This is a genomic window from Sphingomonas sp. Leaf20 (assembly GCF_001421535.1).
Classification (GTDB): domain Bacteria; phylum Pseudomonadota; class Alphaproteobacteria; order Sphingomonadales; family Sphingomonadaceae; genus Sphingomonas.
In genome coordinates, this window is record NZ_LMKN01000001.1 from 797,852 (window position 1) to 817,563 (window position 19,712).

Sequence of the window (19,712 nt, forward strand, 5' to 3'; positions counted from 1 at the left end):
CCGACCCGGATCAGCCGCGCAGCGATCCGTCGCGATCGGCCACCGCGCCTTCGCTCTCGGCCTGGCGGATCAGGACCATCACGTCCTCGATGATCGACCGGATCGTCGCGCCGGCGAGCATGTCGTCGCCCGCCTCGATCGCCTCGAGCACCGCACGGTGCGCGGGCAGGCTGGCGCTCCGCCCCTTGAACCGGTTGGTGAACCGGATCGAGGTCCGCAGCGCGGTCCCGACCAGTTCCTCGAACTGCGCGAAGAACGGGTTGCCCGACGCACGCAGGATCGCGACGTGAAATGCGATGTCGGCATCCAGCGCGTCGTCGTCGCCGCGCTCGGCCGCCTCCATCCGTGCGAACCCGGCCGCGATCATCGCCTTGTCCGCCGGGGTGGCATAGCGCGCGGCAAGCTGCGCCGCCATCGGCTCCACCGCGAGGCGAAGCTCGTTGAAGCTGCGCAGCAACGGCAGCGTGAACTTGCGTTCGAGCAACCAGTGCAGCACGTCGGTATCGAACAGGTTCCAGGCCGAGGTCGGCTGGACGATCGTTCCCTGCCGCGGTCGCGCGGACAGTAGCCCCTTGGCGGTCAGCATCTTGACCGCCTCGCGCGTGACGGACCGGCTGACGCCGTGCTCGATGGTCAGTTCGGCCTCGGTCGGGAACCGCTTGCCGTCATATTGCCCGGTGACGATCGCGCGGCCGACCACCGCCAGCATGCCATGCGTGAGGTTGCGGCCGAGCGACGGACGGACTTGGTTGGGGGCGGGGTCGTTCATGCGGTTTGGTTGCCCAATTCCGCCGCGACGACAAGCGCTTTGCGCGGCATCACGCGGTCCGTGCCGCCTGCCACGCCGCGACGAGCGCGCGCGCGCGCTCGCCAACGACCGCGGCACCGTCGCCGGGCTTGTAGAGCGCGCCGCCGACGCCGATCCCCTCGACCCCCGCCGCGAGCCATTCGGCCAGATTGTCCGCCCCCGTGCCGCCGACCGCCCAGACGCGGACGTGCTTTGGCAGGACCTCGCGCACCGCCTTCAGATAGGCGGGTCCGAGCGCGACCGCGGGAAACAGCTTCAGGCGTCGCGCACCCGCGGCGATCGCCTGGAACGCCTCGCTCGGCGTGACGAACCCGGGCATCGGCTCGAGCCCGAGTTCGACGCTGCGCGCGATGACCGCGGGGTTCGTGTTCGGCGTGACCATGATCGTCCCGCCAGTCGCTGCCAGCGCCTCGACCGCCGCGACGTCGAGCACCGTCCCGCCACCGATCGCGGCGCGGTCGCCCAGCCTGTCCTGCAGCATGCGGATGCTCGTGGTCGGGTCGGGCGAGTTGAACGGCACCTCGATCAGGCGGATTCCGGCCTCGACCAGCGCGTCGCCGATCGCGACAACCGCGTCGGGGGTTACGCCGCGCAGGATGGCGACGATGGGTGCGGTACCCGATGCGAGCAGATCATCGACGGTCATGGGGTCTCCAGCAAGGCAAGACCGGCGAGCGAACAGGCTTCGCCGGTATGGACGGTGGCGCTCAGCCCGCGCGCCGCGAGCGCCCGGACATAGCGATCGGCGAGCGCCGGATCACCGATCAAGGTGATGTCGCCGGTGGCGGCAGGCAAGATCTCCGCAATCTCTGCGCCGATCACGAGCCCCGACAGGAACCCCCGCGCCCAGCGGCCGCTCGCCGCGGTGCGCAATTGCGCCGCACGCGCCTCGAACAGCGCGCCGAGCAGGTGCCCGCCATCGGCGATGCGCGCGAGCCCCGCATCGAACCCGGTCGCTTCATCTTCGGCGGCGCCATCATTGGACGCCGCGCGCGTCAGCGTCGAATGCATCCGCAGGAGTGCGAACAGTTCGCCCGTGAGGAACGTCTGGAACCCCGTCACCCGGCCGTCGTCGACGCTCGCCCATTTGCTGTGCGTGCCGGGCAGCGCGATCAGGTGACGCCCGGCCGCAAGCCCGGGCACGCGCGCCATTGCACCGAAGATCTGCGTCTCCTCGCCGCGCATCACATCGGGCGCGCCCGACGCGCGGGTGCAGGCGAGACCCGCGCCCATCGTGACGGGAATCCGGTCGATCAGCGCGTGCGCCGACCCCGCCGCCCAGATCGCCGCATCGGCGGGGCAGTCGACATAGGGGATCTCGATCCAGCCGTTGCGTGATCCCACCATGCCGCACAGATGGATCGCGCGCGGGTCCGCCTCCGCACGCCAGCCTTCGAGTGCGTGGCGCAACACCTGTTCGGGCGTCCGGCCGCCCAGATCGCCGATGCCGGGACCGCCTGTGCGATCGACGACCGCGCCGTTCTCGATTCTGTAGAGCCGCAGATTGCTCGTGCCCCAGTCGCCTGCCACGCTATAGCTCATCGCAAGCGCCCGGTGGTGAGGCCGACGCACGGCGAGCCGGCCGCCACGTCCGCACGGACGGCTGCGGGCGCGTCGTCGGGGATCGTCCGGTCGGACCAGATCAAACGCTCTTCCAGAACACGACTCCCGTTCATCGCCGATGCTTTCCTGCTCGACACGTATCACTAATCATATAATTAGAAGCACAGAAGAGGCAATCGCCTCGTCGTCAATGCCAAGCGCTGCCGATGCGAATTCGCGAGCCCCGATCCTTCGGCGGCATCCGAACGGTGCGGCGCCGAGAGGAGCCTGTCCGTTGCCCATGAATCCCATCGATATCGGCGTGATCATCGTCTACGCGATCTTCATCTTCGGCCTCGCCCAATGGGTCAGCCGCGACAAGAAGGGCGCCGGCCCGAAGACCACCACCGATTATTTCCTCGCGTCGAAGGCGCTGCCCTGGTGGGCGATCGGCGCATCGCTGATCGCGGCGAACATCTCGGCCGAACAGATCGTCGGGATGTCGGGCTCGGGCTATGCGATCGGCCTCGCGATCGCGTCGTATGAATGGATGGCGGCGCTGACGCTGCTGATCGTCGGCAAGTTCTTCCTGCCGATCTTCCTGCGCAACGAGATCTACACGATGCCGCAGTTCCTCGAGCGGCGCTACGGCACGCGCATCCGCACGCTCATGGCGGTATTCTGGCTCGCGCTCTACGTCTTCGTGAACCTCACCTCGATCATCTGGCTGGGCTCGATCGCGGTGACCAAGGTCGCGGGCGTCGACCAGAACATCGCGCTCGTCGGGCTCGGCGCGTTCGCGCTCCTCTACCAGATCCGCGGCGGGCTGAAGGCGGTGGCGCTGACCGACATCGTCCAGGTGACGCTGCTCGTGCTCGGCGGGCTCATCATCGCGTGGCTGACGCTCGGCAAGCTCGGCGAGGGCGCGGGCGTGATGGCGGGCTGGAGCCGCCTTGCCGCGAGCATCCCCGACCATTTCCACATGATCCTGGAAAAGGGCGATCCGCATTATGCCGACCTGCCCGGCCTGTCGGTGCTGATCGGCGGGATGTGGATCGCGAACCTCAGCTATTGGGGGTTCAACCAGTATATCATCCAGCGCGCGCTCGCCGCCAAGGATCTCGGCGAGGCGCAGAAGGGGATCATCTTCGCCGCCTTCCTCAAGCTGCTGATGCCGCTCATCATCGTGCTGCCGGGGATCGCGGCGGTGCTGCTCGCGCCGGGGCTCGCCAAACCCGACGAGGCCTATCCGACGATGATGCGGCTGTTGCCGACCGGACTGCTCGGGCTGGTCTTCGCGGCGCTGATCGCGGCGATCATCGCGTCGACCGCATCGAAGATCAATTCGATCGCGACGATCTTCACGCTCGACATCTATGCGAAATATCGCGGCGTGCGCACCGATGCGGAGAACGGCGCGGGCGCGCATGCCGCCAACGAACAGCATCTGGTGAAGGCCGGGCGGATCGCCGCGACGGTCGCGATCGTCATCGCGGTGCTGACCGCGCGGCCGCTCGTCGGCGCGTCCGAACAGGCGTTCCAGTTCATCCAGGAGTTCACCGGCTTCTTCACGCCGGGGATCACCGTCATCTTCCTGCTCGGGCTGTTCTGGAAGCGCGCGAACGAGGCGGGCGCGATCAGCGCCGCGGTCGCGTCGGTCGTGCTGTCCTGGGTGCTGAAGGAAGTCTGGGGCACGCTGCCGTTCATGGACCGGATGGGCGTGGTGTTCCTCGCGTCGCTGGCGCTCGCGGTCATCGTCTCGCTCGTCACGCCACAGCGCGCGGGCGCCGACACGATCACCACCGCGGATGTCGACTATAGCACGCGCGCGAGCTTCAATATCGGCGCCGGCGCGGTGATCCTGATCCTGATCGCGCTCTACGCGACCTGGTGGTGAGCGGGGGTAGGCGGCGGGAATATTCGACGAACGCCGCGACCCGTTCGGTCTCCGCGACCAGCAGCGCATCCGCCACGAGCCGCAGCGGCGCCGGATCGGCATCTATCCGGCACGCCTCGACCAGCGCCGCAAACCGCGCATAGACCCCGGCATATTCCGAGGCCTGCCGCGAGCGCGGCGGGTCTGCATCGATCGTCAGCACCGCCGCGCCGTCCGACAGGCACAGGCTGTGACCGCACGCGGTCTCGATGACGATCCGCCAGACCTGGTCGCCGTCCTCGCGGAAGTCGAAGTCGACCGGGATCATCGCGGTGCCGCTCGCCAGCGTCAGCCGTGCGGCGACCGGGGTATGCGCGTTCGCGGGCACCGCAAGCCGCGCCGAGACGATTTCGAGCGACGCCGGGCATATCTCGGTCAGGATCGACAGCGCGTTGATCCCCGGATCGAACACGCCGAGCCCGCCCGGCGCCCATAGCCAGGCCTGTCCCGGATGCCAGCGGCGCACGCTCTCGCGCCACGTGACGCTGCCGCCGACGACGGTCCTGCCCGCGAGCCAGACACGCGCCTCTTCGACCATCGCGGCGAAGCGCAGATGCCATGCCGCGAACAGCGTGACGCCCGCCGCGCGCGCCTGATCGGTCAGCGCCGCCAGCGCGGCCAGCGTCGCCGCCGGCGGCTTTTCGAGCAGCACGTGCAGCCCCGCGGCGATCGCCTCGCGCGCGATCGCGCCGCGCATCTGCGGCGGGGTGCAGATCGCGACCGCCTCGACGCGGGGGCCACGTGCCAGCAGCGCGGCGAGATCGGCAAAGTTCGGCACGCCGTCGATCCCCGCGCCGGGATCGACCGTCGCGACGAGCGCGAAGCCGTCCCCCGCCGCAATTGCGGGTATGTGCTGGTCGCGCGCGATCTTGCCCGCGCCGATGATCGCGAGCGGACGGCTCACCATTCGCGCGCCAGCCCGTCGGGACCGCGCCAGACCGGGTTGCGCCAGCCCTCGACCGGGCCGCGTGCCGCCTCGCGGACCTTCGCCTCGTCGATCTCGATCCCGAGACCCGCGCCGGTCAGCACGTCGACCATCCCGTCGGCGACGTCGAACACCGCGGGGTCGCGCATATAGGTCAGCAGGTCGTGCCCGCCGACATTGTAATGGATGCCGAGCGACATCTCCTGGATCACGAAATTGGGCGTCGTTGCGGCGATCTGCATGCACGCGGCGAGCGCGAGCGGGCCGAGCGGGCAATGCGGCGCGACCGCGACGTCATACGCCTCCGCCATCGCCGCGATCCGCCGACATTCGGAGATGCCGCCGGCATGGCTGAGATCGGGCTGGATCACGTCGACGCAGTTCGCCTCGAACACGCGCTTGAAATCCCATCGGCTGTAGAGCCGCTCGCCCAGCGCGATCGGGGCGGTCGTATGCCGCGCGAAGTCGACGATGCCCTCGAGGTTTTCGGACAGCAGCGGCTCCTCGATGAACAGCGGGCGCAGCGGCGTGACCGCGGCGGCGAGCTGCTTGGCCATCGGCCGGTGCACGCGCCCGTGGAAATCGAGCCCGACATCGAGTCCCTGCGCCTGGACCGCGGCGACGCGTTCGACCGTCTCGTCGAGCGCGCTGGGGCTGTCGAGCCAGCCAAGGTCGGCGGTCGCGTTCATCTTGACCGCCTTGAACCCCTGCTGCAGCCGCGCCGCCGCGGCCTCGGCCACCTCGGCGGGGCGATCGCCGCCGATCCAGGCATAGACCGGCACGCGGTCGCGGACCTTGCCGCCGAGCAGCTGCCACACGGGCACGCCGAGCAGCCGGCCCTTCAGATCCCACAGCGCCTGGTCGAGCCCCGACAGCGCGGACATCAGCACCGGCCCGCCGCGGTAGAAGCCCAGCCGATAGGCGATCTGCCAGATATCCTCGATCCGCGCGGCGTCGTGCCCGATGAACCGGTCGCGCAGCGACGCAAACGCGCCGTCGACCGCCTCGGCATGCCCCTCGAGGCTCGCCTCGCCCCATCCGACCGCGCCATCGTCGGTCTCGACGCGGACGAACAGCCAGCGCGGCGGCACGATGAAGGTCTCGATCCGGGCGATGCTGCTCATGGTAGACGGTCCTGCACAGGATAAGGGAAGCGGCGGCACGCGTCGGGTCCGCGTGCCGCCCGGGATCAGGTCAGCGGCCGCGGGTCGGCCAGACGGGTGCGGCGGCGCCGTCGGTCATGCGCACGGGCGCGATCGCCCCGTCGCGCGCGTAGCGGACGCGGTCGATCGCGATCACCCGCTCGCCCTTGAACGGCGCAGGGCCTGCCTTGCGCTCCCAGCGGTGATAGACGATCAGCCAGCCGCCATCGGGCCCACGGACGAAGCTGTGATGCCCCGGCCCCTGATGCCCCGCGTCGCTGGCGAGGATCCCGCCGCGATAGCGCCACGGCCCGACCGGCGACGATGCGGTCGCATAATGCACCGAATAATCCGGTCCGTTCCACCGTCCATGGCTGTACGACAGGTAATAGACCCCGCCGCGTTCGTGCATGAACGCGCCTTCGGTAAACTGCGGCGGCTGCGCGACGGGAACCTCGCGCGCGGTCCGCGTCATGTCGGGTGTCAGTTCCCACACGCGCAGCCGCGCGCCCGCACTGCCGCCCGCATAGAGATAGGTCCGCTGCGACCTGGAATCGACGAAGACCATCGGGTCGATCGCCTCGAACCCGTTGCCGCCGGTGACCAAGGGTCGCCCACTGTCGCGGTACGGCCCTTCCGGCCGGTCGGCGACCGCGACGCCGATGCGGCTGGGCGTCGGGTTCTGCGGCCCCACCGAATAATAGAGATACCATTTGCCGCCCCGCGTCGCGACCGCGGGTGCCCAGAGGAAATGCTCCTTGGCGCCATCGTCGCCGATCCAGCCGATCTGGTCGCGCCGGATCAGCACGCCGCGCGGGCGCCACTGGCGCAGATCGCCCGACGAGAACGCGCCGAAGCGATCCGCCTGCCAGCTGCCGCCGGGCCCACCCGTCGGGAACACCCACAGCTCGCGGCCGATGACGATCGCGTGCGGGTCCGCACCCTCGAACTGCGGGTTGCCCCGCCCCGCGGGTGCATCCGCCGCGGTGAGCACGAGCATGGAGGCCGCGAGCGCGGCCGTGGTGACGATCCGGCGCATCAGAAGCGCGTCCGGATGCTGACGGCGTAGAGGCTGTCGTCGGTCCGTGTGTCGCGCCATATGAAGTCCTGTCCGATATAGCTCTGGTAGCGTGAGCGCAGGATATTGCTGCCCTCGACCGTCAACGTCACGTTCTTGTTCACGTCATAGCCGACGCTGAAGTCGAGCCGGCCGTTGGGCCGGACGTAATTGAGCCAGGCGGGGCTGTCGACCGGCCGCACGTCGCCGGTTCCCGAGCGATCCTCGTCGAAATATTTCGAGCGATAGGTGTAGACCAGCCGCGCCGAGATCCCGCTGCGGTCATACAACAGCCCGACATTGTAATTGTACTTTGACACGCCCTGCAGCGAATAGCCCGCGAGCGGATCGCCGCCGCCGACCTCTGAATCCGCAAGCGTGAAGTTGCCGAACGCGCCGAGCCCCGCGAGATCGCCCGGCAGGAACGAGAAGAAGGTCTGGCCGCTGACCTCGATCCCCTTCAGCTTGGCGCTGCCGACGTTGCGCGGGCGCGAGATGTTGTAGACGATACCGTCGATCGTCTCCGCGGTGACGCCGTTGATCACGCGGTTGGATATGTCGCGATAATAGCCCGCGATCGCGAAATAGCCGTCCTGCCAGTAATATTCGGCCGTCGCGTCGAAGCTGTCCGACTTTTGCGGCTTGAGGTCCGGATTGCCGCCCGACCCGCCGTTGCGGATGTTGGGGTTGGTCGAGACGATATAGTTGAGCCCGGGATTGAGCGACCCGAACGACGGCCGCGCGAGCGTCTTGGCATAGGTCGCGCGGAACTGCAGCCCGCCGCCGAGTTGCAGCCGCGCGCTGGCGTTGGGCAGCCAGTCGGCATCGGTCTTGCCGACCGTCGTCGTGACGGGCGCGCCGCTGACGACGCCCGTGCCCGTGATGTCGCGCTCGGTCCGCGAATAGCGCACCCCCAGCTTGCCATCGAGCTTCACGGGGCCGCTGCCGAACGGGATCTCGTATCCGGCCTGCGCATAGCCCGCATAGCTTTTCTCGGCGACGTCGAAGCGCCGCGTCGGGTCGAACGCCGGCTGTCCCGCGGGTGCGCCGAAGAAGCCCCGCAGCGCCTCCTGCCCCGCGTTCGACAGCAGATAGTCGCGCGACGGCAGCAGGTACGGCGCGCCATTGTTGATCTGCGGGATGCCGGGGCCGCGCTCGAGCGGCAGGTTCGCCGCGGTGATCGGCGTTGCGAACGACCCGCCCGGCGGCGCGACGCCCAGCTGGACCTGCTCGAACAGCGCGGTGCGGTCGGCATAGCGCCCGCCGAGCTCGATCGTCTTCAGGACCGTGTCGAAATCATAGCTGACATCGCCCTTGATCGCGAGCAGCCCACCGCTCGAGCGGACATAGTCCTGGAACAGCGCGTTGATGTACGTGAACCCGGTCGCGTCGATCATCGGGTTGCCCGGCGCGGTCACGCTCGGCGTCTTGTTGTCGTCGAGCCCGATCGTCACCGACGGGATGCGCTTGCCGATATCGACGATGAAATTCTCGTTGTTCGCGATCGAGCGTTCGTAGCTGACGTCGAGATTGGCCTTCAGCTGGTCCCGGTCGAACTTCATCCCGGTCGCGGCCAGCCAGGTATCGGTGCGGTTGTTGTGCGCCTGCGTCGAGGTGAAGGCCTCGGGATTGTTGAACGTCGCGCTGCTGAAATTGCACAATTGCTGTTGCGTCACGCTTGCCGGGTTGGTCGTCGCGTTGGGGTTGAACCCGTCGGGGCCGACATTCGCGGTGAAGCAGTCGTCGGTCGGCGTGACACCCGTCACGCTCGACGCGGTGCCAAGCCGGTATTCGTAGAAGCCGGTCGAATATTTGCTGCGATACGCCGAATAGAGCCCGTCGACATAGAGTTCGAGATTGGGCGTCGCCTGCCACTGCAGCGACCCGTTCGCCTGCGGCCGCTGGTACCGCCCGAACTCGTTGAGCCCGCCCGCGGAGATCGGCAGCAACAGCCCGTTCGCGCCGGCCGGCCCCGCATTGCCCGAGCGGCGATCCGCGACGTAATTGGTCGGGCGGTTATAGGGGATGTCGTACCATGACACGTTGATCAGCGCGCCAATCTCGCCGATGCCGGTGTCCCAGCGATCGGTCGCGAGGAAGCTCACCTGCGGCCCGACCTTTTCCGCGTTCGACGGATAGTTCAGCTTGCCGCTCAGCGCGATGGTCGGCTTGGTATAGTTGAACGCCTTGTTCAGCCGCAGGTCGATCGACCCGGCGACGCCGCCCTCGATCAGGTTCGCGGTGTTCGACTTGAACACGTCGACGCGCGCGATTGCCTCGGCGGGCAGGTCCTGAAACGCGAAGCCGCGGCCCTCTGCGGTGAAGATCTCGCGCCCGTCGAGCGTCGTCAGGATGTCCGACAGGCCGCGCACCAGCGGGCTCACGATCTCGTTGTTGCCGCCGACCGTCACCTGCACGCCGGGAACGCGCTGCAGCGCGGCGGCGGTCGTCGGATCGGGGAACTTGCCGATATCCTGCGCAATGATCGAATCGACGATCTGCGGCGCATTGCGCTTGATCTCGGCGGCCTTTGCCAGGCTCGCGCGGATGCCGGTCACTACGATCTCGGCACCCTCGCCGTCCGCACCTGGTGCTGCGGCCTGCGGCGCGGCAGCGGCGGTGTTGGGCAGCGGGCTCGTGTCGCTGCCCGCGGGCGCGGTGGCGTCGTTGGCCGGCGGTGCGGCCTGCCCGTTCGCCGCGGTCGTGCCGTCGGGCGCGGTCTGGGCTGGGGTCTGACCCGCGGTCTCAGCCTGTGTCTGGGCATGCGCCTGTGCCGCGACGACGAGCGCGACGACGGACACCGAAAGCGCGAAGGACCTGCGCATCATAACCTCTCCCTGATGTTCCGGCGCGCGATACGAAGCGTTCGGTGCCGGTTACGTGGCGGCGTGGTATCCGCTCGTATCCGGCGTATCAAGGGATTTATCTTATTAATCACTTGCCTGCGGAAATCCGATCTCCTACCCCGTTCCCGAGCAGCATGCGGGCGTCACAGGGCGCCGATGTGCTGCATAAAGACAGGCCTGCATGACGGGCCGGAAATCGATGGAGGGAGATACCCGATGCGCCACGTCATCATCGCCACGCTGCTCGCGGCGACCTGTGCCACGCCTGTGGTCGCGGCGCGGACGACCCGCGCGACGTTCGGCACCCTGCCCGACGGGCGCGCGGTCGAGCGGGTGACGCTGACCAACGCGCACGGCGTCTCCGCCAGCGTGATCGCGCTCGGCGCCGCGCTGCAATCGGTGACGATGCCCGATCGCGCGGGCAAGGTCGCCGACGTGCAACTCGGCTACGACACGCTCGAGGGCTATGCGACCAAGCCCGAATTCTTCGGCGCCACCGTCGGTCGCGTCGCCAACCGCGTTGCCAGGGGTCGCTTCACGCTCGACGGCAAGGCCTATGCGACCCCGGTCAACAACGGCCCCAACTCGCTCCACGGCGGCACCAAGGGGTTCGACAAGGTGCTGTGGCAGGTCGTCGCGGTAAAGGACGGTCCGACCGCCTCGGTGACGCTGCGCTATGTCAGCCCCGATGGCGACATGGGCTATCCGGGCACGGTGACGACGCTGGCGACCTATTCGCTCGACGAGCGCGGCGCGCTGACGATCGATTACCGCGCGACCACCGACCGGCCGACCTATGTCAATCTGTCGAACCATGCCTATTGGAACCTCGCGGGGCCGGGCATGAGCGCGATGGGGCATGTCGTGACGATCCCCGCGGACCGCTACACGCCGACCGACGCCTCCTCGATCCCGCTCGGTCGCCATGCCGGCGTCGCGGGCACGGTCTTCGATTTCCGCAAGCCCACCGCGGTCGGCGACCGCGTCCGCGATGCGCGCGACGAACAGATCGTCTTCGCGCGCGGCTATGACCACAACTGGGTCGTCGGCGACGCGGTGACGCCCGACCAGCACCGCATGGCGCGCGTCGTCGACCCGGTCTCGGGGCGCGGGTTCGAACTCTGGTCGAACCAGCCGGGGCTGCAATTCTATTCGGGCAATTTCTTCGACGGCACGGTGAAGGGCAAGCGCGGGCAGGCCTATCGGATGGGCGACGCCATCGTCATGGAGCCGCAGGTCTTTCCCGACGCGATGAACCAGCCCGGTTTTCCCTCGATCCGGTTGAACCCCGGCCAGACCTATCGCAACGTCATGACGTACCGGCTCTTCACCGAGAAAAACTGACAGGGGAGGAAGACATGAACAAGTTACTGCTGGCCGCACTCGCGGCGACGAGCGCGCTGACCGCGGGCACCGCCGACGCCCGCCCGCGCTGGACCGAGGCACAGGCCTCCGCCTGGTACGCCAAGCAACCCTGGCTGGTGGGCGCGAACTACACCCCCGCCTCCGCGATCAACCAGCTCGAGATGTGGCAGGCGACGACGTGGGATCCCAAGCGGATCGATTACGAGCTCGGGCTCGCGCAGGGCATCGGGATGAACACGATGCGCGTGTTCCTCCACGACCAGCTCTGGGTTCAGGACCCCGAAGGCTTCAAGCGCCGCGTCGACGAATTCCTGACGATCGCGCGCGCGCACGGCATCCGCCCGCTGTTCGTGCTGTTCGACAGCTGCTGGGATCCCGATCCGAAGCTCGGGCCACAGCATCCGCCGATCCCCGGCGTGCATAATTCGGGCTGGGTGCAGGGTCCGGGCCTGCCGGGGCTCCGCGACCGCAGCCGCTATCCCGCGTACAAGGCCTATGTGCAGGGGATCGTCGGCGCGTTCGCCAAGGACGACCGGATCCTCGGCTGGGACGTCTGGAACGAACCCGACAACGGCGCGGACCAGTATAAGGGCCAGGAGGGCAAGGAACCGCTCGTCCGCGCGCTTCTGGCGCAGGCGTTCGACTGGGCACGCGATGCCGACCCGTCGCAGCCGCTGACGTCGGGCGTGTGGCAGCATGACGACTGGACCCCGACCGGTGGCAAGCTGACGCCGATGGAAAAGCTCCAGCTGGGCCAGTCCGACGTCATCAGCTTCCACGATTACAGCTGGCCAGAGACGTTCGAGGCGCGCGTGCGCCAGCTGCTGCCGTACAACCGGCCGATCCTGTGCACCGAATATATGGCGCGCGGGAACGGCTCGACGTTCGACGGCTCGCTGCCGATCGCCAAACGCTACAATGTCGCGATGATGAACTGGGGGTTCGTCGACGGAAAGACGCAGACGCGGCTGCCCTGGGACAGCTGGAAAAAGCCCTATGTGATGGAGGAGCCGACGATCTGGTTCCATGAGGTCTTCCGCACCGACGGCACGCCGTATCGCAAGGCCGAGACCGACCTGATCCGCCGGCTGAGCGCTGCCCCCAAGACCGTCGTTCCCGGCGAACCGGCTGCCGCACCGCAGCCCGGCACACGTCGCCGCCGCTGACGAGGGAAGAGGCCGGGAGCCTGATCCCGGCCTCCACCGCTGCGTCTCACGGCAGGACCGAAGCCGCGCGCCCCCAGCCGTTCGGCGTGCGACCCAGATCGAGCTCGAGCGTCCCGCCCTGCAGGATCGCGGCCTGCGACACGAACGGCGTGTCGAGCGGTCGCCCGTTGAGCCGCGCCGCGCGGATATAGCGCGTCCCCGCCCCCTGTCCGCGAGCGACTATGGTGAACGTCCGCCCGGACTCGAGCGTGATCCGGCTCCGCGGCTGGTGCGGCGCGTGCAGATAATAGAGGTCGCTGCCGAGCTTGGGGAACAGACCGAGGCGGTTGAACACATAATGCGAGCTCATCGCGCCATTGTCCTCGTCGCCGGGATAGGCGTCCGCGGTAAACCGCCTGAAGACGATATCGGCATATTTGCTCGCCAGATCGGGGCGCCCGACCTCGCTGAACAGCCAGGGCGTCGAGAAGGACGGCTCGTTGGTGAAGTCGATCAGCCCCGCATCGAACGCATGCTGCAACCGCCGCGTGAACGCTGCGCGCCCGCCCATGATCGCGACCATGCCCGGAACGTCGTGGACCGCGCCGTAGGAGTAGATCCAGCCCGTCCCCTCGTAGAAGCCGAAATTGTCGTGAACCTTGCCGTCCCAGCCGCGCTTGGGGTCGTTCGGCTGGAACCGCCCGTCGGCAAAGCGCGGCCCCACGAACCCGGTATAGCCGTCGCTTGTCGCGCGCGGATCCCAGACGTTGCGCCAGTTCCCCGCGCGCGTCTCGAGCAGCGCTGCTTCGGCTACATGCCCCGTGCCTGCCGCGACCTTCGCCGCGTAATAATCGTTCAGCGCCATGCCCATCGTCGCCGACCCCGAGCGTGACCGCTGCGGCGTCCCCTCGGGGCTGCGATCGTCGACCGCGAAATAGCCGTCGACCAGATAGCGCGGCCGGCGCCGCTCGAACGCGTTGAACAGGACGACGTTCGCCGCCTTCTGCCAGTCGACGCCGGGAACGCCGCGCAGGAACCCCTCGCCGATCACGTTGTCGACCTCGTCGCCCGCCTGGCCGACATGGAAATTCCGCCCGGCGATGAACGCGGTATCCGCCGCGCCATAGCGTTCCCACGTCCGCACGAACGATCCGATCACGCCCGCATAGGCGCTGGGCCGGATCAGCGACATCAACGGATAGACCGTGTGGTACGTGTCCCACAGCGTATAGTGATCGTCGTACAGCGGCGACGCGCGCTCGGTGTCCGCCTGGTCCTGCGTGCGGTCGCGCGGCTGGACGATGCCATGGTAGAGCGCGGTATAGAAGCGCCGCCGGTCCGCCGCGCCGACCCCGTCGATCGTGATCCGCCCGAGCGCGTCGTTCCACGCCTTGCCCGCCGCGCTGCGGACCGCGGCCATGTCCCAGCCGGGCAGGTCCTGTGCGAGCAGCTCTTCGGCGCGTGCCGCACTGGCGAAGGAGGCCGCGATCTTCATCGTGACAGGCCTGCGACCCGCGCTGCCGAACGTCCACCACGCGCGCAGCGGCTGGTCCGCGGGCGCGGTTGCCCGTGTCGCGCCGGGGGTGCGGACATTGGCGCGTTCGATTCCCCAGGCGGTCGGCTTCGCGTCGACCCTGGCGACGAACCAGATATCGACCTCCGCGGGCGACCAGTAATGCCGCGTGCGGACGCGGCCGACGATCTTGCCCTGCTCGGGAAACAGCGTGACCTCGGATCCCGCAGTACCGAGCTCGCCCATGATCTTGCGCGTCACGTCGAACAGCAGATGCGCGTCGCCGCTGCTGGGAAAGGTGAAGCGGTACAGCGCGGCGTGATGCGCGGGCGCGATCTCGACGTCGGTGCCATAGCGCGCGAGCGTCACGCGGTAGCCGTCCGCCCGTGCGTGCTCGTCGCGCTTGGGCGAGAGATGCTCCGCCTCGGTCGTCGCGAGCGGCCCCGTCTGCGGTGAGACGAGGAACGTGCCATAGCTCGGCACCCCACCCGAGCCCTGCGTATGCAGCTGCGCGAACCCGCTCAGCGGCGCAGCGCGGTCATAGCCCGCATTGCTGGTCGCCGGAGTGATCGTGTTCGGGCTCGGATGGATCGATCCCGCGGGCAGCGTCGGCCCCGGGATCGTGTCGCCCTCGTCGTCGTCCCCCGTACCGATCAGCGGATCGACATACTGGCTGAGCGGCAGCGGATCGCGCCCCGCCCCCGCCCGCTTTTCGGCCGGTGCGGCCGGTGCGGCCGGTGCGGCCGGTGCAGCCGCGGCCAGCGCCACGCCGACCCCGATGACGCGCAGCATCGTGCACGCCGCCACGCCGCGGCGCGCGGTCATCGCTTCGCCGGAGTGGCGCGCGCTTCCGCGGTCAGCACCAGTTCGGCCGCGAGCAGCGCGCCCTCCTGATCCTGCGCGACCGACGTGCGTTCGACCAGGTCGGTCACGAACTGCGGTCCGAACGGCAGCGGCACCTTCGAGCAATCGAGATAGCGCGTCCCCTTCTTGTCCGCGATCAGCAGGTGGTTGCCGCCCGGGCGCCCCGTGATATCCACATATTTGCGCAGCTCGATATAGCCCTCGGTGCCGAGGATGAAGAGGCGGCCGTCGCCCCAGGTCGACAGGCCGTCGGGCGTGAACCAGTCGACGCGGACATAGCCCGCGCCGCCATCACCGCTCAGCATCATGTCGCCGAAATCCTCGAACTTGGGATGCGCGGGATTGCCGAAATTGCCCGTCTGCGACGCGAGCACCTGCGCGCGCTTGCTGCCCGTCAGATAGACGAACTGGTCCGCCTGGTGGCTGCCGACATCGGTCAGGATGCCGCCGTTGCGCGCCGGATCCCAGAACCAGTCGGGGCGGCTCGGCGCGGACAGCCGGTGCGGCGCGAGGTTGATCGTCTGGATCACGCGCCCGATCGCGCCGTCATGGACGAGCTGCCCCGCCATCACCGCGGCGGGCACCTCGAGCCGTTCGGAATACATGATCGCGAACTTGCGCCCCGTCTCGCGGATCGCGCGGCGGACATCGGCGAGCTGCTTCAGCGTCACGACCGCGGCCTTGTCGCTCAGATAGTCCTTGCCCGCGCGCATCACGCGGATGCCCAGCGGCGCGCGCAGCACGGGGATCGCCGCGCTGCACACCAGCTTGATCGCGCGGTCGTCGAGGATCTCCTGCTCGGACCGCGCCAGCTTGATGTCGCCATAGCGCTTGCGGAAACTCGCGATCTGCTTGGGATCGGTCGCATAGAAGGCGGTCAGCACGCCGCCGCCGCGGATCACCGCGTCGGTGATGCCATAGATATGGTTATGGTCCATCCCGATCACCGCGAACGGCACGCGGTATTTGGCCTCGGGCGCGGGCTTGGCGACCGCCCCCTCGGTCGGCGCATCGCCGCGCGTGACGGATTGCGCGAACGCGTCGGCGGCGAACCCGGCCGCCAGTCCGGCGGTCAGTCCGAGCCCGAGAAGTCCCCGGCGGTTGGTGTCGGTCACAGCTCTATCCCCTTTCAGATCGCGACCAGGTTCGTCGGCCAGGTCATTGCTTGGTTGCGGTCCATCGCCTGCTCGCCGAGCAGCGACGCGACGCTCGCCTGATAGGCCTGGCGCAACAGCCCGGGCAGCGGCTTGCCCGCGCGTACCGCCTCGCCAAAGCCCTCGAACTGGAGCATCGTCTCGTCATATTCGCCCCAGCCGAGCGACTCGCCGGGCGTCGTCACGGGCAGCTCGGGGAACCAGGTCGCGCCGCCGATCGGCACGGTGCGCTTGTGTCCGCGCGCGACGTCCTTGTGCATCCGCTGCAACGCCAGCACCTTGGCGGGCACCTCCTGATAGATCCGCCCCAGCTCGGGCTCGATCGTCCCCTTGCTGCCCTGGATCTGCTCCTCGCAGCCATAGCGCGCATTGTTGAGCAGCGAGGTGTAGATCAGTTTCCGCCCGCCGCTATATTCGTAGATCAGCGCGACATGGTCATAGACCTCGCGGCCATCCTTCCAGAAACAGATGCTGCCCGACCCGATCACCCGCGTCGGCACCGCGTCGAGGAACCAGTTGCCGACCTGAAGCTGGTGCGTCGCCAGCTCGGTCATCAGCCCTGCCGACCGGTCGCGGTACAGTCGCCAGTTGATCTGCCGGTCGTTCGCATCGGCGGGCACCACGCGGCGCCAGGCATTGTTGCGGTGCCAGCTCGCGCGGATCTGCGTCAGCGTGCCGATCTCGCCCGCGCGCGCGCGCTTCAGTGCGTTGAGATAGGTCGGGTGGAACATCCGCTGATGCCCGATCTGCAGTACCTTGCCCGCCGCCTTGGCACGCGTGATCATCGCGCCGCAATCCGCGATCGTCCGCGCCATCGCCTTTTCGCACCACACGTGCAGCCCGGCGTCGAACGCGTCGAAACAGAGCTTCGCATGCGTGTCGAGCGGCGTCGCGATCACCACCGCGTCGATCCCGCGCGCATCGAGCATCGCGCGGTGATCGGCAAAGCGCCGCGCGGTCGGTGCCCATTGCTGCGCCTTGACGAGGTTCGGTGCATAGCTGTCGCAGATCGCGACGACCGTGCAGTTGCGCGACTTGGCGATGTTCTGGATCAGCGCACGACCGCGGTCGCCCGTGCCGATCACGCCCAGCCGCACCGGGTTCGACTTGACCGGCTCGGCGCCCGCGGCGGCGGAGGCTGCGGATACCGCCCAGGGTGCGGCGGCCGCCATCCCCGCGCCCGCCGTCGCCGTCAGCACGCGATCGATGAACGATCGTCGTGAGAGGTCGAAATCCTTGTCGGTCATGCCGCTTGCATCCTTGCTGTGTCTTCGGTCCGCGCCGCAGCCTTGGAAAGATCGTACAGGAACCGCCGCGCCGGCGCCGCGTCGAGCAGGCGTCGCGCGCGCGGCGCATCGGCGACGAGCAACGCGGTACTCATCGCCTCGGCAACCCCGCCGCTGCGGTCGATCGCCACGGTACAGCGCGCCGCGGTCACGATCCCGCCATCGGTGGGGCGGATCATCGCCGCGCGCTCGGGCGCCTGCGTGCCCGCGCCGACCGTCGTCGAGATCGACAGCGCCTCGTCGACCAGCTCGACCTCGACCAGCACCGTGTCGGTGCGCGACGGATCGGGGATCGCGAACGGCCACCCGCCACCCAGCGGATGCTCCCCGATCACCGCGATCGAGCTTTCACCCGCCGACAGGCACGCGCAGACGACGCCCGCATCGCGCAGTGCGGCGCACGCCCGGTCGAGCGCGAAACCCTTGCCGAACCCGCCGAAATCGAGCGCGAGCGGCCGCGTCGCGGCGATCCGCGCGGTGCTGCGGTCGAACACGAGATCGCCCCAGCCCGCGCCGGCAAACCGGCGATCGGCCGCCGGATCGAACAACCCCTCGGTGAGCGCATGCGCCGCGTCGATCGCGATCAGCGCCTCGATCAGCACCGGATCGTCGATCGCGACGCCGCGCCCGGCGAGCAGTTCGTCGTTGAGCACGGTCGTCGGCGACGGCCGGTGGATCGTCAGCGCGTCGTCGACGCCCTCGATCGCCCGCCGCGCGGCGTGGAGCGCATCCGCAGATCCTGCACCAAAGACGTGAAGCTCGATCCGCGTCCCCATCGCGACGAAGCGCTCGACCCGCGCGACGCTGCCCACGTCAGGCCTTGACCTCCCAGCCGGGTTCGTACGCGACCGACCACAGCTTCATCGCCTCGGCACTGCTCGGCTTGCCCGTCGTCGGATCGACGGTCAGCACGCTGTTGGTGCGATACGCCATGTTGCCGAGATGGCAGAGCGTCGTGCTGATATGCCCCTCGGTGATCGGCGAGTTGAGCGTGGTGGCCTTGCCGCGGATCACGTCGACGAAATTACCCGCGTGATAGACGTCGAGCACCCCCTCGCCGACCGTGCCGGTCGTTTCCGACGTCGCCTTGGCCATCACCTGCCGGACCGACTTGCCCGCCAGATCATAGAGTTCGAACCCGTTGCGATCGACCACCGCCGAACCCTTGGTGCCGAGCAGCAGCACGCCGCGCCCGCGGCCATAGGTGAGCATCGCGTTGCAGCTCTGCCCGTTCCAGCGGATCACGCGGTCGTTATCGTAGTTCAAATCGAGCGACAGCGAGTCGTACATCTCCCAGTCGTCGCCCGCATGGAAGCGCTTGGCCCCCTTCGCCTCGACCTGCTTCGGATAGGCCAGCCCCATCAGCCAGCGCGCGACGTCGAGTTCGTGCATCGCGTTGTTGCACAGCTCGCCCGTCCCGTATTGCCAGAACCAGTGCCAGTTATACGGCACCAGGTTCGACCGGTACGCCGCGCGCGGGCGCGGCCCCTGCCACATGTTCCAGTCGAGCGTCGCGGGCGGCGCGACCTGCTGTCCCTTGCCGATCGATCCGCGATTATTGGCGTACCAGGTCTGCGCCTCGTACACGTCGCCCAGTTCGCCCGCCTGGACCAGCGCGAGCAGCTGCCGCGTCTCGGGGCTCGACCGCTGCTGGTTGCCGACCTGGAGCTGGCGCCCGGTGCTCTTCTGCGCGGCGATCATCGCCTCGCCCTCGGCGGGCGCGATCCCGATCGGCTTTTCGCAATAGACGTGATGCCCCGACTTCATCCCGTCGACCGCCAGCTTGGCGTGCCAGTGATCGGGCGTCGCGACGGTGATGATGTCGATCGCCTTGTTGTCGAGCAGCTTGCGGTAATCGCCCTCGGTCCGCGGCGCGGCATGGCCCTTCGCCGCGAACGCCGCCGCGCGCTTGGCCAGCACCGCCGAATCGACGTCGCAGAAATGCGTGATGTCGATGTTCGGCACCTTGGTGAACGCGCTCATATGCGCCTGGCCGCGGCCATTCACCCCGACGATCGCGACGCTCAGCCGGTCGTTCGCACCCTTGATCCGTGCATAGCTGCGCGCGCTCATCGCCACGCCGAGCGTCGCGCCCGCGCCCTTAATCATCGTCCGACGGTCCATCGCTT

General features: G+C 68.5%; 15 protein-coding genes. 3 read left to right on the forward strand and 12 right to left on the reverse strand.

Annotation, left to right across the window (positions count from 1 at the left end):
- Positions 1–10: 10 nt before the first annotated feature.
- From ASE72_RS03740 to ASE72_RS03750, 3 genes are read right to left on the reverse strand one after another with little or no spacing between them, the layout of a single operon-like run.
- Positions 11–769, reverse strand: coding sequence for a FadR/GntR family transcriptional regulator (locus ASE72_RS03740; protein WP_056016818.1), 759 nt, complete (start codon positions 767–769; stop codon positions 11–13).
- A gap of 49 nt (positions 770–818) precedes the next feature.
- Complete coding sequence (locus ASE72_RS03745) at positions 819–1,454, reverse strand: 2-dehydro-3-deoxy-6-phosphogalactonate aldolase (protein WP_056016821.1); 636 nt, start codon at positions 1,452–1,454, stop codon at positions 819–821.
- Complete coding sequence (locus ASE72_RS03750) at positions 1,451–2,350, reverse strand: 2-dehydro-3-deoxygalactonokinase (protein WP_056016824.1); 900 nt, start codon at positions 2,348–2,350, stop codon at positions 1,451–1,453. The genes ASE72_RS03745 and ASE72_RS03750 overlap by 4 nt, the downstream gene beginning before the upstream one ends.
- A 301-nt stretch (positions 2,351–2,651) precedes the next feature.
- Between ASE72_RS03750 and ASE72_RS03755 the strand changes: the two genes are divergently transcribed.
- Positions 2,652–4,247: a sodium/sugar symporter gene (locus ASE72_RS03755; protein ID WP_443024733.1), complete on the forward strand. Its 1,596-nt coding sequence runs from the start codon at positions 2,652–2,654 to the stop codon at positions 4,245–4,247.
- On the opposite strand, the gene ASE72_RS03760 is transcribed toward ASE72_RS03755, so the two are convergent.
- The 4 genes from ASE72_RS03760 to ASE72_RS03775 all read right to left on the reverse strand — a co-directional run bounded on the left by ASE72_RS03760 (position 4,186) and on the right by ASE72_RS03775 (position 10,235).
- Positions 4,186–5,190 (reverse strand): Gfo/Idh/MocA family protein, encoded by a 1,005-nt coding sequence (locus ASE72_RS03760; RefSeq protein WP_235532210.1) that lies wholly within the window; start codon positions 5,188–5,190, stop codon positions 4,186–4,188. The genes ASE72_RS03755 and ASE72_RS03760 overlap by 62 nt on opposite strands.
- Positions 5,187–6,335: a galactonate dehydratase gene (gene dgoD / locus ASE72_RS03765; protein ID WP_056016830.1), complete on the reverse strand. Its 1,149-nt coding sequence runs from the start codon at positions 6,333–6,335 to the stop codon at positions 5,187–5,189. Before dgoD ends, ASE72_RS03760 begins: the two co-directional genes overlap by 4 nt.
- Positions 6,336–6,405: 70 nt before the next feature.
- Entirely contained in the window at positions 6,406–7,392 is a 987-nt protein-coding gene (locus tag ASE72_RS03770) for a family 43 glycosylhydrolase (RefSeq protein WP_056016833.1), read from the reverse strand.
- Entirely contained in the window at positions 7,392–10,235 is a 2,844-nt protein-coding gene (locus ASE72_RS03775) for a TonB-dependent receptor (RefSeq protein WP_082445861.1), read from the reverse strand. Before ASE72_RS03775 ends, ASE72_RS03770 begins: the two co-directional genes overlap by 1 nt.
- 237 nt (positions 10,236–10,472) lie before the next feature.
- Between ASE72_RS03775 and ASE72_RS03780 the strand changes: the two genes are divergently transcribed.
- Both ASE72_RS03780 and ASE72_RS03785 read left to right on the forward strand, forming a co-directional pair.
- Complete coding sequence (locus ASE72_RS03780; RefSeq protein WP_056016836.1) at positions 10,473–11,600, forward strand: aldose epimerase family protein; 1,128 nt, start codon at positions 10,473–10,475, stop codon at positions 11,598–11,600.
- 14 nt (positions 11,601–11,614) lie between these two features.
- Positions 11,615–12,787, forward strand: a complete 1,173-nt coding sequence (locus ASE72_RS03785; protein ID WP_056016839.1) for a cellulase family glycosylhydrolase — start codon at positions 11,615–11,617, stop codon at positions 12,785–12,787.
- A gap of 46 nt (positions 12,788–12,833) precedes the next feature.
- On the opposite strand, the gene ASE72_RS03790 is transcribed toward ASE72_RS03785, so the two are convergent.
- The 5 genes from ASE72_RS03790 to ASE72_RS03810 are packed head-to-tail and all read right to left on the reverse strand — an operon-like array spanning position 12,834 to position 19,707.
- Positions 12,834–15,104, reverse strand: coding sequence for a GH92 family glycosyl hydrolase (locus ASE72_RS03790; RefSeq protein ID WP_235532211.1), 2,271 nt, complete (start codon positions 15,102–15,104; stop codon positions 12,834–12,836).
- On the reverse strand, positions 15,101–16,258 hold the full coding sequence (locus tag ASE72_RS03795; RefSeq protein ID WP_056016843.1) for a Gfo/Idh/MocA family protein: 1,158 nt from the start codon (positions 16,256–16,258) through the stop codon (positions 15,101–15,103). Before ASE72_RS03795 ends, ASE72_RS03790 begins: the two co-directional genes overlap by 4 nt.
- Before the next feature lie 14 nt (positions 16,259–16,272).
- Positions 16,273–17,544 carry a Gfo/Idh/MocA family protein gene (locus ASE72_RS03800; RefSeq protein WP_056016846.1) on the reverse strand — a complete coding sequence of 424 codons (1,272 nt, stop codon included), beginning with the start codon at positions 17,542–17,544 and terminating at the stop codon, positions 16,273–16,275.
- Positions 17,541–18,395: an FAD:protein FMN transferase gene (locus ASE72_RS03805; protein WP_235532212.1), complete on the reverse strand. Its 855-nt coding sequence runs from the start codon at positions 18,393–18,395 to the stop codon at positions 17,541–17,543. The genes ASE72_RS03800 and ASE72_RS03805 overlap by 4 nt, the downstream gene beginning before the upstream one ends.
- 1 nt (position 18,396) lies before the next feature.
- Positions 18,397–19,707: a Gfo/Idh/MocA family protein gene (locus ASE72_RS03810; protein WP_056016849.1), complete on the reverse strand. Its 1,311-nt coding sequence runs from the start codon at positions 19,705–19,707 to the stop codon at positions 18,397–18,399.
- Between the last annotated feature and the right edge of the window lie 5 nt (positions 19,708–19,712).

Coding starts and splice junctions, on each gene's coding strand:
- ASE72_RS03740 (WP_056016818.1), bottom strand. CDS start 769: ATGAACGACCCCGCCCCCAACCAAGTCCGTCCGTCGCTCGGCCGCAAC.
- ASE72_RS03745 (WP_056016821.1), bottom strand. CDS start 1,454: ATGACCGTCGATGATCTGCTCGCATCGGGTACCGCACCCATCGTCGCC.
- ASE72_RS03750 (WP_056016824.1), bottom strand. CDS start 2,350: ATGAGCTATAGCGTGGCAGGCGACTGGGGCACGAGCAATCTGCGGCTC.
- ASE72_RS03755 (WP_443024733.1), top strand. CDS start 2,652: ATGAATCCCATCGATATCGGCGTGATCATCGTCTACGCGATCTTCATC.
- dgoD (WP_056016830.1), bottom strand. CDS start 6,335: ATGAGCAGCATCGCCCGGATCGAGACCTTCATCGTGCCGCCGCGCTGG.
- ASE72_RS03770 (WP_056016833.1), bottom strand. CDS start 7,392: ATGCGCCGGATCGTCACCACGGCCGCGCTCGCGGCCTCCATGCTCGTG.
- ASE72_RS03775 (WP_082445861.1), bottom strand. CDS start 10,235: ATGCGCAGGTCCTTCGCGCTTTCGGTGTCCGTCGTCGCGCTCGTCGTC.
- ASE72_RS03780 (WP_056016836.1), top strand. CDS start 10,473: ATGCGCCACGTCATCATCGCCACGCTGCTCGCGGCGACCTGTGCCACG.
- ASE72_RS03785 (WP_056016839.1), top strand. CDS start 11,615: ATGAACAAGTTACTGCTGGCCGCACTCGCGGCGACGAGCGCGCTGACC.
- ASE72_RS03790 (WP_235532211.1), bottom strand. CDS start 15,104: ATGACCGCGCGCCGCGGCGTGGCGGCGTGCACGATGCTGCGCGTCATC.
- ASE72_RS03800 (WP_056016846.1), bottom strand. CDS start 17,544: ATGACCGACAAGGATTTCGACCTCTCACGACGATCGTTCATCGATCGC.
- ASE72_RS03810 (WP_056016849.1), bottom strand. CDS start 19,707: ATGGACCGTCGGACGATGATTAAGGGCGCGGGCGCGACGCTCGGCGTG.